This is a genomic window from Acinetobacter sp. GG23, assembly GCF_057766365.1.
In genome coordinates, this window is sequence record NZ_JBYMDJ010000007.1 from 112448 (window position 1) to 127314 (window position 14867).

12 protein-coding genes and 1 pseudogene are annotated in these 14867 nt (G+C 41.1%); 10 read left to right on the top strand and 3 right to left on the bottom strand.

Features of this window, described 5'->3' with window-relative positions; translation table 11 throughout:
- Positions 1-20: 20 nt before the first annotated feature.
- The 3 genes from AC3CAU_RS12275 (at position 21) to AC3CAU_RS12285 (ending at position 4464) form a co-directional block, all read left to right on the top strand.
- Positions 21-1394 (top strand): diaminobutyrate--2-oxoglutarate transaminase, encoded by a 1374-nt coding sequence (locus AC3CAU_RS12275; RefSeq protein ID WP_131214763.1) that lies wholly within the window; start codon positions 21-23, stop codon positions 1392-1394.
- Positions 1395-1397: 3 nt separating this feature from the next.
- Positions 1398-2930: a pyridoxal phosphate-dependent decarboxylase family protein gene (locus AC3CAU_RS12280; protein WP_447053370.1), complete on the top strand. Its 1533-nt coding sequence runs from the start codon at positions 1398-1400 to the stop codon at positions 2928-2930.
- 163 nt (positions 2931-3093) lie between these two features.
- Positions 3094-4464 (top strand): MFS transporter, encoded by a 1371-nt coding sequence (locus AC3CAU_RS12285; protein ID WP_447053369.1) that lies wholly within the window; start codon positions 3094-3096, stop codon positions 4462-4464.
- A gap of 78 nt (positions 4465-4542) precedes the next feature.
- On the opposite strand, the pseudogene AC3CAU_RS12290 reads toward AC3CAU_RS12285, so the two are convergent.
- Positions 4543-5304: pseudogene (locus tag AC3CAU_RS12290) on the bottom strand (Rieske 2Fe-2S domain-containing protein).
- Between the two features lie 646 nt (positions 5305-5950).
- Here AC3CAU_RS12290 and AC3CAU_RS12295 point away from each other — a divergent pair.
- From AC3CAU_RS12295 to AC3CAU_RS12325, 7 genes are all read left to right on the top strand, one after another.
- Positions 5951-6976 (top strand): substrate-binding domain-containing protein, encoded by a 1026-nt coding sequence (locus AC3CAU_RS12295; RefSeq protein ID WP_131214757.1) that lies wholly within the window; start codon positions 5951-5953, stop codon positions 6974-6976.
- Positions 6977-7076: 100 nt separating this feature from the next.
- The gene (pstC, locus tag AC3CAU_RS12300) at positions 7077-8456 is read left to right on the top strand and encodes a phosphate ABC transporter permease subunit PstC (protein WP_131214755.1); all 1380 of its coding nucleotides are present in this window, start codon (positions 7077-7079) and stop codon (positions 8454-8456) included.
- A complete protein-coding gene (gene pstA, locus AC3CAU_RS12305; protein WP_131214753.1) occupies positions 8453-9844 on the top strand; it encodes a phosphate ABC transporter permease PstA in 1392 nt (463 codons plus the stop codon). Before pstC ends, pstA begins: the two co-directional genes overlap by 4 nt.
- A 12-nt stretch (positions 9845-9856) precedes the next feature.
- Positions 9857-10783, top strand: coding sequence for a phosphate ABC transporter ATP-binding protein PstB (gene pstB, locus AC3CAU_RS12310; protein WP_131214751.1), 927 nt, complete (start codon positions 9857-9859; stop codon positions 10781-10783).
- A 291-nt stretch (positions 10784-11074) separates the two neighbouring features.
- Entirely contained in the window at positions 11075-12037 is a 963-nt protein-coding gene (gene sohB, locus AC3CAU_RS12315) for a protease SohB (RefSeq protein WP_131214749.1), read from the top strand.
- Between the two features lie 243 nt (positions 12038-12280).
- A complete protein-coding gene (locus tag AC3CAU_RS12320) occupies positions 12281-12514 on the top strand; it encodes a hypothetical protein (RefSeq protein WP_488368495.1) in 234 nt (77 codons plus the stop codon).
- Positions 12515-12542: 28 nt separating this feature from the next.
- Positions 12543-12755, top strand: coding sequence for a hypothetical protein (locus AC3CAU_RS12325; RefSeq protein ID WP_447053368.1), 213 nt, complete (start codon positions 12543-12545; stop codon positions 12753-12755).
- On the opposite strand, the gene AC3CAU_RS12330 is transcribed toward AC3CAU_RS12325, so the two are convergent.
- Both AC3CAU_RS12330 and purB read right to left on the bottom strand, forming a co-directional pair.
- On the bottom strand, positions 12726-13394 hold the full coding sequence (locus AC3CAU_RS12330; protein ID WP_447053367.1) for a DUF2238 domain-containing protein: 669 nt from the start codon (positions 13392-13394) through the stop codon (positions 12726-12728). The genes AC3CAU_RS12325 and AC3CAU_RS12330 overlap by 30 nt on opposite strands.
- A gap of 81 nt (positions 13395-13475) precedes the next feature.
- Positions 13476-14864, bottom strand: coding sequence for an adenylosuccinate lyase (purB, locus tag AC3CAU_RS12335; protein WP_131214745.1), 1389 nt, complete (start codon positions 14862-14864; stop codon positions 13476-13478).
- Between the last annotated feature and the right edge of the window lie 3 nt (positions 14865-14867).

Genomic DNA, 14867 nt, shown 5'->3' on the forward strand with positions numbered 1-14867 from the left:
ATCAGAGATGGTAATTCGATATGAGCGTTTCTTCTGTAAATCCTGCCCCTAATTCTACTAACGAATACTATTTGACTCGCCAAAGCCAGATGGAATCCAATGTTCGTAGCTATCCTCGTAAATTGCCGTTAGCGATAGCAAAAGCTTTAGGATGTTGGGTTACTGATGTTGAAGGTACAGAGTACCTCGATTGTTTAGCTGGGGCAGGAACATTGGCTTTGGGCCATAACCATCCTGCGGTCATTCAAAGTATCCAAGATACACTTGCAAGTGGCCTCCCATTGCATACTTTGGATTTAACAACACCTTTAAAAGATGCTTTTACTGAAGCTTTACTTGAGCAATTACCGGGTGGTAAGGCTGAGTATTGTTTACAGTTCTGTGGTCCGTCTGGTGCAGATGGCACAGAAGCAGCAATTAAATTAGCAAAAACCTATACAGGTCGTAGTTCAGTGATCAGCTTCTCCGGCGGTTATCACGGAATGACGCATGGCGCTTTGGCCATGACAGGTAACTTATCTGCGAAGAATTCGGTGAATGGCTTAATGCCTGGCGTACAGTTTATGCCATATCCGCATGAATACCGTTGCCCATTGGGTATTGGTGGTGAAGCAGGTGTAGATGCCTTAACTTACTACTTCGAAAACTTTATTGAAGATGTAGAAAGTGGTGTAACCAAACCTGCAGCAGTCATTCTTGAAGCGATTCAAGGTGAAGGCGGTGTGGTAACAGCACCGGTTAAATGGTTAAAGAAAATCCGTGAAGTGACTGAAAAGCACAACATCGTGTTGATTCTTGATGAAGTTCAAGCTGGCTTTGCACGTTCTGGCAAAATGTTTGCTTTTGAACATGCAGGCATTGAACCTGATGTCGTGGTGATGTCTAAAGCTGTTGGTGGTAGCTTACCGCTTGCAGTACTGGGGATTAAACGTAAGTTTGATGCTTGGCAGCCTGCTGGTCACACCGGTACGTTCCGTGGTAACCAATTGGCGATGGGTACTGGTCTTGCAACCATCAACACCATTAAAGAACAAAATCTTGCGCAAAATGCCCAGGAACGTGGTGATTTCTTACAAGCTGAATTTAAAAAATTAGCGGTAGAATTCCCATGTATCGGTAACGTACGTGGCCGTGGTTTGATGATTGGTGTTGAAATCGTGGATGAGCGCCAAAAGGCAGATCATATGGGTTCATTACCAGGTGATTCGCAATTGGCGGCTGCAATTCAAACCGCATGTTTCGATAACAAATTATTGTTAGAGAAGGGCGGTCGTAACGGTACAGTGATTCGTTTACTTTGCCCATTGATTATCACACATGATGAATGTGTTGAAGCTGTTGCTCGCTTTAAGAAAGCAGTGGCTGAAGCTCTTGTTGCAACTCGAGGCGCATAACATATGGTAGATTTTGCAGAACACCGTAAAGCGTTACTCTGCAATGATGCTCAATCTATTGCTGACTATGAGTCAGCAATGGGTGAGGCTACAAAAGCTGTAGCAGCATGGTTGCATAACGATAAAATGTATACCGGTGGTAGCATTAAAGATTTGCGCAATGCAATTTCTTTTAATGCCACTAAACAAGGCTTGGGCGTGCATAAATCGCTTGAGCGCATGGTTGAACTGTTTTTAAACAAAAGCCTTAAAGTACATCATCCCCATTCTTTAGCACATTTGCACTGCCCAACTATGGTGACCAGTCAAATTGCTGAAGTTTTAATTAACGCAACCAACCAATCAATGGACTCATGGGATCAAAGCCCTGCAGGTTCATTGATGGAAGTTCAGTTAATCGACTGGCTTCGTCAAAAGGTTGGTTATGGTGCAGGTCAGGCAGGTGTATTCACCTCGGGCGGTACACAATCGAATTTGATGGGCGTTTTGCTTGCACGTGATGCTTGCATCTCGAAAAACTGGAAAGACGAAAACGGCAAGCCATGGTCTGTTCAGCGCGATGGTATTCCAAGCGATGCAATGCGTAACGTCAAAGTCATCTGTTCTGAAAATGCACATTTCTCTGTGCAAAAGAACATGGCGATGATGGGCATGGGCTTCCAGTCTGTAGTCACTGTTCCTGTAAATGACAATGCACAGATGGACGTTGCTGCTCTTGAGGCGACAATGGCTCGCCTGCAAGCAGAAGGCAAAATCGTTGCGTGTGTGGTTGCGACAGCGGGTACAACCGATGCCGGTGCGATTGATCCATTAAAAGAAATCCGTGAAATCACCAACAAATACGGCGCGTGGATGCATATCGACGCAGCATGGGGTGGTGCACTGATTTTATCGAATGACTATCGTTCGATGCTGGATGGAATTGAGTTGTCTGATTCGATTACGCTCGATTTCCATAAGCATTATTTCCAAACTATTTCGTGTGGCGCGTTCTTGTTGAAAGATGAAGCGAACTATCGTTTTATGCATTATGAAGCCGAGTATTTAAATTCTGCTTATGATGAAGAACACGGTGTGCCGAACTTGGTATCTAAGTCATTGCAGACCACGCGTCGTTTTGATGCATTGAAATTGTGGATGACAGTTGAAGCATTGGGTGAAGAGCTTTATGGTTCAATGATCGACCATGGTGTGAAGTTGACCCGTGAAGTGGCTGATTACATCAATGCAACCGATGGTTTAGAGATGCTGGTTGATCCGCAATTTGCGTCTGTATTGTTCCGTGTAATTCCTGCAGGTTATCCGGCAGAATTGCTTGATACACTGAACCAGAACGTTGCAGATGAATTGTTTGCACGTGGTGAAGCAAACATTGGGGTCACTAAAGTAGGTCAAAATCAATCCTTGAAGATGACCACTTTAAGTCCAGTCGCGACTTTGGAAAACGTGAAAAACTTGCTTGATCTGGTATTAGCTGAAGCTGATCGTATTAAAGGTCCGATCGCTGATGGTACATATGTGACTGCGCTTGATTAATAAGTGTTTTCATAAAAAGGGAGATCAATAGATCTCCTTTTTTTATACTTAAAAATAGTAGAGAAGATATTCGTTTAATGCATAAATACATACCTTTTTAGTCTTTGATCTTCTTGTCTGCAGTTTCTAAAGTAGGAAAGATAAGAGAAAAAGGACGTGGAACATGGAGAATGTGGAACAAGGAAAGTCGTTAATCAAAGAGGTGATAGATCAGAAAATATCGCCTTATCAATGGATGGTTATTTTACTCTGTTTCATTATTGCTTTGTTTGATGGTTTCGATACGCAGGCGATCGCATTTACAGCACCAGCCTTGTTAGAGCATTTTAATTTACAACCGGGAGCATTAGCGCCCATTCTGACTGCCGGAATTGTTGGAATGACAGTTGGTGCTATGTTGTTAGGGTTGTTGGGCGATAAATTAGGGCGCAGAAAGACCTTACTGTTTTGCACAGCTATTTTTTCTAGTGCTACGCTTCTCACGGCTTTTGTCGGCAATGTTGAACAAATATTTATCTTAAGAGTAATTGCCGGTTTAGGAATGGGAGGGGCAACACCTGTATTGTTGGCACTTGCTGCAGAATACTCACCCCAACGCTTTAAAGGCACAGTTACTACAGGGGTATTATTGGCTTTACCTGCAGGGGCAATGTTTGGCGGGCTACTGGCGGCAAAAATGTTACCTGTAGTGGGGTGGCAGGGAATTTATATGATTGGGGGAGTACTCCCTCTTGTTTTACTGATTGTGTTGTATTTTGTTTTGCCTGAATCTTTAGAATATATGGCACAAAAAAATAGTGTCTCTAATGTTGCCACTATACAAAAAATTCTGAATAAAATTTCTCCTAAAGCTGTCTCATTCACACAGGCAGACCTGATCACAGCGAATCCGGCAGATCAAAGCAAAGCAAAATTAAGTATTCTGTTCCAGAATGGATTAGCTCGTACCACAGCTGGCGTATGGGGAACATATTTCTTTAACTGGATCGCTTGGTTCATGTTGTTATCATGGTTACCTACTATTTTAAAACAGGCAGGCTTGGCACCTGAACAAGCGCCTTATGCTTCCGTCACAATAAATGCGGCCTTTATTATTTTTGCTATTCCTTTGGCTTATTGGTTACCTAAATTAAATACAGCCAAAATATTAACTTTTATGCTGTTCACTGGAGTAGCTGTGGTCATAGGGTTAGGATTACTGATCGAAACTCAGCAATGGGGCTATGTTTTTGCACTGATTGCCTTGGCCGGATTTGGTATTGGAGGCCAGCAACTGGCATTGAATTATTTGGTGGTTGCCGCATATCCAACCCAAGTTCGAGCGACAGCGACGGGCTGGGCTATTGGTATGGGCCGGATGGGGGCAATTATTGGTTCAGCCATTGGTGGGATTGTTTTAACCAGCTATGGTGTGACAGGTTATTTTTATGCGTTGGGTGTTCCTTTAATTATCGCATTATGCTGCGTTTTCTTAATCAAATATCAAATGCCTCTTCAAAAGGCTCAAACTGATTGTGCAGAAATTTCCCACTAGGCATGAGGCGAAATTAAAATATTAAATTCAGGTCAATGAGGTCAGATCTGACCTCATTGACTATATATAGCTTATTTTTTAAGCTGTAAGTAGACTAAATCTCACCTTTCTCAAAAGTTTCAGATATATACTCGAACTGCCTTCCCAAGGGAAATCTACCTCTATTGATCAATCAAACGTAAATTTCAGGTTTCTGATTTTCAGCGATAGATCTATTTTCCTCGAAAATTTTTAAGTTAAAGTCATATGCATTTTCAACTGGTAAGTCTTTATTATAATTTCGACAAATAGCCCTATCGAACGCGCTTTCATCAGAGAAAGTAGGGAACGTACCCAAGCAAAATCAGCTACATCAATAGAATCTTCTATTTGCCGACCAGCAAAACATTGTATAGCAATTTTTGGACAAACCAGTTGTCGGTATTTAGCATTATCTCAAAAGGGCAGGAGGGCGAGCGTCGGTTTAGCATCCTGGGTTGCAATTAGTGAACACCAGATCAATTCGCATTTATATACAGCAGCCTAAATTTTTAGATTAAAGCGTTCGGATACTTTATGCTCTGGATGTGTAGGAATACGGTTTTATTTACCTTCACTTTCAAATCATTTACCATAATAACGACAAAATATGCTTTGACCATCATTTGCCTCTAACCTTAAAGCAGCGCAAGGATGGGGACAGATATCTTTAATAACAACTCACTCATCCACCATTTTATAGATTACAAGTGGCATATCCAGCAGCAGGGCAGCTGTTAGCTAATTTATAATACTGCGGGCAAGAGCAATCGGATACCAAGGCAGTACTTATAAATGCCAGTCATATTCTTCAAGTGTCATATATACGGCTAAATCAGGGTTAAAAGTGGCAATGTTTTACTATTCACCACTGAATCTTTTTTCTTGATCTTGAGTTTTGAATATAAAACAGAGCCGTTTTCTATAAAATTTCAATTAACTGGATTTGGATTGCAAAAAAAAGAACAGTGTGGATGTTGAAAATAAAATGAGTAAAAGGAAATAATTCGTCATGGTTTATTTAGCTGATGAACTCTACATCGGCATCGAATCCGTCATTGTAATGTCATTAAAAAACATATTTTAGACTTTTCCTTGCTGTAAAAAATTGAATTAAAAACAAATTATGGTTTCAAAAAAGAAGATGATTCTGACTTAAATTAGTTAAAATAATTAGCCGTATAAATTAATGATTAAATAATAAGCAATATTTTTTGATGACAGTAAATGAATTATTATAATAATAACAGCTCAAAAATAAAAAAATTATAATATTAAATGGGAGGTTATTAACTGATTTTTATAGATTTATAATTATAGGAATATGTTCATATCAATTATCATAAAAACGTCACATAGCTGTAACTTCTTTGTCATATTATAAAATCAAAATGCAACTATCGAAAAAGTACAACACTTTACAAAAAGTAGCGTACTTCAATATTGCATCTAATGAAGAGAGAAAAGAATGCGCTTAAATCATATTGCACTTGCTTTAGCAGTTTCTGGGGCAGCTGTAGCAACAACAGCAAATGCAGCTCGTGACACCATCCAAATCGCTGGTTCTTCAACTGTACTGCCTTACGCAAGTATTGTAGCAGAAGAATTTGGTAACACTTTCCCGCAGTTTAAAACACCGGTTGTAGGTTCTGGGGGTACATCTGGCGGTTTGAAGCAATTCTGTCAAGGCGTGGGTGACAACACCATCGACATCGCCAACGCATCTCGTAAAATTAAAGATTCTGAATTAGCTGCATGTAAAAAAGCAGGCGTGAATCAAGTGATTGAAGTTAAAGTAGGTTATGACGGTATTGTATTTGCGTCTAACTCAAAGAAAGCCGCTTATAAACTTCGTCCACAACATGTATTTGCCGCACTTGCAGCAGAATTACCTTCAAATGGTAAATTGGTTGCAAACCCGTATACACGTTGGAATCAAATTGACAAATCACTTCCAAATGAACCAATTACATTGGTAATTCCAGCTTCTAACCACGGTACACGTGAAGTGTTCCAGGAAAAAATGGTTGAAGCAGGTTGTGAATCTTACGAATACTTCAAAAATTTAGATAAAGATGCACAGAAAAAAGCATGTTCTACTTTCCGTAAAGACGGCAAAGTAATTGAAATAGCAGGCGACTATACTGAAACACTGGCACGTTTAAAAACTTCTCCAAGTGCGGTAGGTGTATTTGGTCTAGGTTTCTATGATCAAAACCGTGACAAATTACGCGTAGCGACAGTAAACAATGTTGTGCCATCAGAAAAAACGATTTTGAATGGTTCTTACCCAGTATCACGTCCATTGTACTTCTATGTGAAAGGTGAGCACCTTAAATCAATCAAAGGCCTACAACAATATTCTGAATACTTCTTAAGTAAAAAAGTTTCAGGTAAAGGTTCTAAGCTGGAAAAAGCGGGTTTGATTTCAATGTCTGATAAAGAACGGGCAAAAAATCTTGCAGATTTAAAAGCAGCTAAAGCGGTTAAGTAATTAGGATAAATGAGCTGATGGTAGGAGACTTCCTAGCATCGGCTTTTTTGCAAAGACAAGGTTTTCAAAGCATGAAAATTGAAAAAATGCCGGAGAATACATGAATCTGCTACTTATAGGTGTGTTATTGGCGTTGATCGCCGTAGCCTATCAAATCGGGTTATCTAAAAGTCGTAACCTAGCAGGTAAGGGAAATAACTCTGCGAAATTGCATTCACGCCCCGGATATTACGGTGCATTGGTGGCATTATGGTGTGGTATCCCTGCTTTTTTAATTTTATTGGTTTGGAATATTGTTGAACCCAATATCTTGCGACACGTGGTTTTAGCGAATATACCTGCAAATATTGCAGCAACATTAGATCAAGCAAGTATTGAAGTTTTAATTGATCGTGTGCAGGCCATTGCTTCTGGTTTTGGTGTGAGTGATCAAGCAGCAGCATATGAAATTGCAGCAGCACAACAACTAGCAAAAATTGAAAATATCAGTTCCTTTGCTAAATTGGCAGTGGTGATCTGTGCCGCTTTAGCGGGTCTGGTTTTGGCAAAAAAACGTGTAGCCCAACAATTTCGTGCACGTAATCAGGTCGAAAAAACCATTAATGTCGCTTTAGCCCTATGTTCTGGGGTGGCTATTTTAACCACCATCGGTATTGTAATGTCGATGTTTAGTGAAGCTATGCGCTTCTTCAACTTCGTCAGTCCACTTGATTTCTTTTTTGGAACAGAATGGAATCCGGGTTTTAGTACATCAGGAAATGCTGAAGGTAGTTATGGCTTGTTGCCGCTGCTTTGGGGCACGCTGATGGTTAGTGGTATCGCTTTATTAGTCGCAGTACCAGTCGGTTTGATGATTGCAATCTATTTGGCTGAATATGCATCATCTGGCTTTCGCTCTTGGGCAAAACCCGCGATTGAAGTTTTAGCCGGAATTCCGACCATCGTTTATGGTGTGTTTGCGCTGATGATTATTGGCCCATTCTTTAAAATGCTTGGAGCAAGCGTTGGGCTAGAAATTAATGCCACCAGTGCCTTAACCGCAGGTTTCGTGATGGGGATTATGATTATCCCGTTTGTATCTTCACTTTCAGATGACATTATTACCCAGGTGCCTCGCGCACTACGGGATGGTTCTTTAGGACTCGGTGCAACCAAGTCTGAAACCATTCGTCAGGTAGTATTGCCTGCAGCCTTGCCGGGCATTATTGGGGCATTTTTACTTGCAGCATCTCGTGCCATTGGTGAAACCATGATTGTGGTTTTGGCCGCAGGGAATAGTCCATTATTGCATGCCAATCCGTTGGAAGCGATTTCAACCGTGACCATTACTATCGTCAATCAACTTACAGGTGATACTGACTTTGCCAGCCCACAAGCGTTGGTGGCATTTGCATTGGGTTTAACCTTGTTTGTGATTACTTTAGGTTTGAACATCGTTGCACTGTATATCGTGCGTAAATATCGCGAGCAATACGAATGAGTACTTCTAATACATCTCCCATGGATCAGGCACGTGATCCACGCGCTTCTGCTGAATTGCGCGAAAAACGCAAACAAAAGATTGCCAGTTCTTTAGCAAAGCGTCACCGCAAAGAAAAAATGTTTCGCATATTTGGCTTCTCTGCAGTCATTACCGGTCTGTTCTTTGTGGTACTGCTATTCGGAAGTATTTTGGCAAAGGGTTTGCCGGCATTCTGGCAATCCAGTATGACGGTGCCGGTCTATTTTGATCCGACCATAATTAATGCGGGCGCGAAGCCTATCAAAAAAGCAGGCGAATCTCCTGCCCATTTTCAAGAGCGCTTTATTGCATGGCAAACTGAAATGGGGATGGTGGATTGGGATGCTTTAATCGTGAATGGATTAATTGCAAAAGATCCAAGTATTGCCTCGCAGCGTGATGAACTTGGCAGCTTGTATACTAGCTCCGAAGCCTACCGCTTACGTGATTTAGTACTTGCAGATCCTGCATTGATTGGTCAGAAAAAAGACTTAAATATTCTGGCTGATGCCAATGTAGATGTGTGGTTGGCAGGAAATATTGATCGAAGTTTACCGGATGACCAGCAACAATTAAGTTCGGAAGTTCGTCAACTCGCTGATGATTTAAAAGCCAAAGGCGTGATTCAAAATACCTTTAATACCAATATTTTCACCAATCCAGACTCGCGCAGCTCTCCAGCAACCTCTGGTTTAGCTGGTGCAATCATGGGCTCGTTGTTCATGATGCTGATCGTAATTTTTATCTCGATTCCAATCGGCGTAGCATCTGCCATTTATCTGGAAGAGTTTGCACCGAAAAATTTCATTACCGATGTCGTGGAAGTGAATATCAATAACCTCGCAGCTGTACCATCCATTGTATTTGGTTTGCTTGGTGCTGCCATTTTTATTGGCTGGATGCATTTACCGATTTCTGCACCTTTGGTGGGCGGCCTGGTATTAAGCCTGATGACTCTCCCAACCGTGATTATCACCACACGTGCATCGCTTAAAGCTGTACCACCGTCGATTCGTCAGGCTGCATTGGGCTTGGGCGCTTCTCGTGTACAAACAGTATTTCACCATGTATTGCCACTTGCGATTCCCGGAATTTTGACAGGTGCCATTATTGGTGTCGCACAGGCCCTAGGTGAAACAGCGCCATTACTCCTGATTGGTATGAGTGCCTTTGTGGCGAGTGTTCCAGCTACGCCATTAGATCAATCCACTGCTTTACCAGTACAAATTTTCTTATGGCAAGGCAATGAATTACGTAACTTCTTTGAAGGACGTACTGCTGCGGCAATTATTGTCTTACTTGCACTGATGGTCGGCTTAAATAGTCTGGCAATCTGGTTACGCAAGAAATTTGAAGTGCGCTGGTAAAAGGGGCAATATATGAATACTGTAACAGCTATGTCAAAAACAAATTCCTTAGAACAGGGTCAAACCGTGAACCAAGATCAGAAGCAATTTACCTCTCACGAAGTAGATAAAAAACGTCAAGGGACTTCATTTGTTTCTCAATTTGATACCAGTCCTTCGGCTAAAAAAGAAAATAAAACATCCAATGTTAAAATCAGCACTTCGGATGTTCATGTTTACTATGGCGAAGCAGAAGCAATTAAGGGTATCGATTTAAATATCTACGAAAATGAAGTGATTGCTTTTATTGGGCCGTCTGGTTGCGGTAAATCGACTTTTCTACGTACTTTAAACCGTATGAACGACACTATTGATTCATGTCGTGTGGCGGGTAAAGTCATGCTGGATAATCAAGATATCTATGATCCAAATCTAGATGTTGTATTACTTCGTGCGCAAGTGGGTATGGTATTCCAGAAACCCAATCCTTTCCCTAAATCAATTTTTGATAACGTGGCTTACGGTCCAAAACTGCACGGCTTGGCACGCGACAAATATGATCTTGAGGAAATTGTTGAAAATAGTCTGCATAAAGCTGGTCTTTGGGATGAAGTAAAAGACCGTTTAAATCAGCCGGGTACAGGGCTTTCCGGTGGTCAGCAACAGCGTTTATGTATTGCACGTACTATTGCGGTTAGCCCGGAAGTGATTTTGATGGATGAGCCGTGTTCTGCACTAGATCCAATTGCCACTGCAAAAATTGAAGAACTGATTTCAGACTTATCCACTCAATACACCATTGCCATTGTGACGCACTCAATGCAACAGGCTGCACGTGTATCGGATCGTACTGCTTACTTCCATTTGGGTGATTTGATTGAAGTTAATGCGACTGAAAAAGTGTTTACTCAGCCGGATCATCAATTGACTGAAGCCTATATTACCGGCCGTTTTGGTTAATGAAATGACAGTGTTAGAAAAGAGCCGAAAGGCTCTTTTCTATTTAACCATCAATTTTTTTGTCTAAACAAACTATGTGATGTGTTCAGCTAGCGATCATTAAGCTTTATTTTTTATCCAATTATGATCTTTAACGATATGTTCCTATCGTGAGGAAATGACTTAATACTGGAAGCATTTAAAGGATAAGAATCTAGACAATGAGATGATTAATAAAATTCATATTGAATTTTCAATCTTTTGACCTCATGTTAAAGACAACTGCAGATACAATTAGAGAAATCATTTTATATGTTATTCCATACCCCTAAATTACCCGCTGAAATTCGAATCAGCCATTTAAACGCGCGCCTAAATGAACAACGTAAAAAAATTGCGCAAACCACTGCATCTAGATTTGAACTATTGCAACTCACTCAACAGCTTTCAAAAGAAGCCAAGTTACGTAGAAAGAATAATCAAAAAATTTATGTACTCGATTTTAAAGGTGATACCGCTGCATCTGCGGTAGAAAGTTTACGTGAAGAAATTACCCTGATTTTAGCGACAGCAAAAGCAGGACGTGACCGTGTGGTTGTTCGTCTGGAAAGTCCGGGTGGTATGGTGCACGGCTATGGTCTAGCTGCTGCACAACTGGTGCGTCTGCGTGATGCTGGTTTTAACCTGACGATTTGCGTTGATAAGGTTGCGGCAAGTGGCGGTTATATGATGGCGTGTATTGCCAACGAAATTGTTTCTGCACCCTTTGCAGTGGTCGGTTCAATTGGCGTGGTTGCTCAAGTGCCTAACTTTAATCGGTTATTAAAAGAAAAGCATATCGATTTTGAACTTTATACCGCAGGTGAGTTTAAACGCACTGTGACCCTCTTTGGTGAAAATACTGCTGAAGGTAAAGCCAAATTTGAAGAAGAGTTGCAACAAACCCATGAGTTGTTCAAGCACTTTGTTGAAAAATACCGTCCACAACTCAATATTGAAAAAGTTGCAACAGGTGAGCATTGGTACGGGAAGGATGCGCTTGAATTAAACCTGCTGGATAAACTGCAAACTTCAGATGAATATCTGCAAGGTTTATTGGCACAGCATGATGTGTATGTGATTGATACTCGTCGCAAACCAACTTTGGGTGAAAAGCTGGGCTTACAAGCAGCTCAAATGGCAGATGGTCTAGTGCCTGCAGTGATGAATAAAGTGATGGAAACCTTGTCAAAAGCGAGTGCGAATGTCATTCAACTACGTGATCCCAAGCTTTAATTTAAAATGATCTTCTAATTTTAAAATTGCGCCCTAATGAGCGCAATTTTTTTTGCCTGTATTTTAATATTCAACTCAGCCTGAGCTGCTATGTTGCAACTGAAATACAGTCCACAAAGATTTTTTATGACTCAGAACACTACAACATCTTCTATAGAGTTACTGATTCGGTTTTTGCATATGGTGATCATTTTGAGCTTTAGTGGGGCTTATCTTACGGAGGATGCAGAAGAATGGCATTAAATGCATATGGCCTTTGGCTATATACTCGGTATCAGCCTGATCTTAATAATTTTATGGCAGTTTTTTTGCGCCTCGACTTGCCTATACTCAGCCTTTGGGGATAATCCGTCGATTTCATGTGATCAAGCCATTTGTGCAGCGCTATTGGGCGAACCCGTAGCAATAGCTTTCCGCGAAGTTTTTAAAAATAGCCAATTCCAGCCTGTTTCAGTTGAGCATGCCTGCTACCCTTAACAGTGTTGGCAGGTTTTTAACAGACTATATGCATAGTCACAGTTTAAAAGAAGTGCATGAGCTATTTGCCAATCTGTTTTTAGCCAGTGTATTACTGCATTTGGCAGCACTGACACTGAATAGCATTCTGCTTAAAAAATGGCTAGCAAAGCGGATGGTTTGGCTTGCAGAATCACATTCATGGTTCACTGTGTTTGCCTCAGTCATTTCACTAGGCGTGTTGGTCACTTTTTGGTTGTGATACTTTAACTAGGCTTTTATGGAAGCAGCACAAATGAAGCAGGCCATAACTCGCAGCACCCAGTGTTGCAAGCAGCATATCCATATGCGCATCCCAAATATCTCCCTGCTGTCCATTATAATTTTCTGCTTCTTCTGGGGATAAACCAATTGCAATCAGCCATTCAAGCCATTCATAAATTAAACTGGTGGCCATGATAAACTGAACCACCAATAAAAATAGCATGAAAGGTTTAGCTCCAGGTAGCCATACCTGAAACAGTCGCAGTAGTACGGGGTAGAGCAGTAAACCACAGGCAAGATGCACCAGACGATCATACATATTGCGCGACCAGTCCATAGACTGATTTAAATCAAAATTGAACAGCTGAATCAGCCATTCATTATAGGGGACATAGGAATACAGGTAATGGGCACCCACAATGTGAATCAGTAAAAAAGCCAGATAGAGTGTAAAACTGTAAAAATTCAGGCCAATTTTCTTTTGGGTAAACAACAAGGCAGCAAGCATAAAGACTGTGCCGACCTGATGCAGCAGATATGCTTCAAATTCTAAAGGACGAATACTTGCGATCACTATGGCAATGGTTATAAAACCTAAACTAAGCCAGTGTTTTAAGGTGAGTTGGTATTCAATCATCTTATTGTTTTCGACTATAAAGTAGTGGAAGTATAATAAAAAAGCGAAGCCGAAGCTTCGCTTTTTCTGACTAAAATTTAATTAGATTTTAGCGATTAAATCTTTAATTTGTTTCGCTTGCTCAGCTGCATTACCTGTATAGGTTGCAGGTGTCATTTCAGCCAAACGTGCACGATCAGCAGCAGGAACCGCTTCAAGTTCATTACCATTAACGAAATCAACCATCATTTCACGCGTCATGGCTTGACCGCGTGTAAGGGCTTTTAATTTTTCGTATGGTTTTTCTACGTTATAACGACGCATAACGGTTTGAATTGGTTCAGCCAGTACTTCTTGAGCGTGGTCTAAATCTTCAGCAATACGTACAGCATTAAGCTCTAATTTACCAATCCCTTTTAAGCAAGCATCAAAAGCAATCAAGCTTTGTGCAAAACCAACACCCATGTTACGAAGAACGGTAGAGTCAGTTAAGTCACGCTGCCAGCGAGAGATTGGAAGTTTTTCACCCAAGTGAGCCAATACAGCATTGGCCAAGCCCAAGTTACCTTCAGAGTTTTCAAAATCAATTGGATTGACTTTATGCGGCATAGTGGAAGAACCGACTTCACCTTCTTTCAAACGTTGTTTGAAGAAGCCGAGTGAGATGTAGCCCCAAACGTCACGGTTAAAGTCGATCAAAATCGTATTGAAGCGACGTAACGCATCAAAAAGTTCCGCCATGTAATCATGTGGTTCAATTTGAGTGGTGTACGGGTTGAACGCTAAACCTAAAGATTCAACAAAAGCCTGTGAATGTGCAGGCCAGTTAATATCTGGATAAGCTGAATAATGCGCATTGTAGTTACCTACAGCACCATTGATTTTACCCAAAAGTTCAACATTGTTAAATTGCTTGATCTGGCGTGCAAGGCGGTAAGCCACGTTTGCCATTTCTTTACCCAGAGTAGTTGGGCTTGCGGTTTGACCATGGGTACGAGACAACATCGCTTGTTCAGCATGTGTTTCAGCCAAAGTTGCAATTGCGTCGATAATACTTTGCATTGAAGCAACCAGAACATCACGACCATTTTTAAGCATTAAAGCGTGAGATAAATTGTTGATGTCTTCAGAAGTACATGCAAAGTGAATGAATTCACCGGCATCTTTCAATTCATCAATGTGTGCAATTTTTTCTTTCAGGAAGTATTCAACGGCTTTAACGTCGTGGTTAGTGGTACGTTCAATGTCTTTAATGCGGTTTGCATCATCTTCCGAGAAATCAGCCACAATTGCATCTAAAGCAGCATTGGTTGCTGCTGAAAAAGCTGGAACTTCAGTGATTTCAGGACGGTTTGCAAGCGCTTGTAACCAGCGCACTTCAACAGTCACACGAGCATGGATTAAACCAAACTCAGAGAGGAAAGGACGGAGAGCATCACATTTGCTCGCGTAGCGTCCATCTAATGGAGAAAGTGCGGTTAAAGCGTTCATAGC

Bases quoted from the DNA above. Each gene is read 5' to 3' on its own strand.
- sohB (WP_131214749.1), top strand. From the start codon at position 11,075: ATGTTATTCCATACCCCTAAATTACCCGCTGAAATTCGAATCAGCCAT.
- purB (WP_131214745.1), bottom strand. From the start codon at position 14,864: ATGAACGCTTTAACCGCACTTTCTCCATTAGATGGACGCTACGCGAGC.
- AC3CAU_RS12320 (WP_488368495.1), top strand. From the start codon at position 12,281: ATGCATATGGCCTTTGGCTATATACTCGGTATCAGCCTGATCTTAATA.
- pstB (WP_131214751.1), top strand. From the start codon at position 9,857: ATGAATACTGTAACAGCTATGTCAAAAACAAATTCCTTAGAACAGGGT.
- AC3CAU_RS12330 (WP_447053367.1), bottom strand. From the start codon at position 13,394: ATGATTGAATACCAACTCACCTTAAAACACTGGCTTAGTTTAGGTTTT.
- AC3CAU_RS12295 (WP_131214757.1), top strand. From the start codon at position 5,951: ATGCGCTTAAATCATATTGCACTTGCTTTAGCAGTTTCTGGGGCAGCT.
- pstC (WP_131214755.1), top strand. From the start codon at position 7,077: ATGAATCTGCTACTTATAGGTGTGTTATTGGCGTTGATCGCCGTAGCC.
- pstA (WP_131214753.1), top strand. From the start codon at position 8,453: ATGAGTACTTCTAATACATCTCCCATGGATCAGGCACGTGATCCACGC.
- AC3CAU_RS12285 (WP_447053369.1), top strand. From the start codon at position 3,094: ATGGAGAATGTGGAACAAGGAAAGTCGTTAATCAAAGAGGTGATAGAT.
- AC3CAU_RS12275 (WP_131214763.1), top strand. From the start codon at position 21: ATGAGCGTTTCTTCTGTAAATCCTGCCCCTAATTCTACTAACGAATAC.
- AC3CAU_RS12325 (WP_447053368.1), top strand. From the start codon at position 12,543: ATGCATAGTCACAGTTTAAAAGAAGTGCATGAGCTATTTGCCAATCTG.
- AC3CAU_RS12280 (WP_447053370.1), top strand. From the start codon at position 1,398: ATGGTAGATTTTGCAGAACACCGTAAAGCGTTACTCTGCAATGATGCT.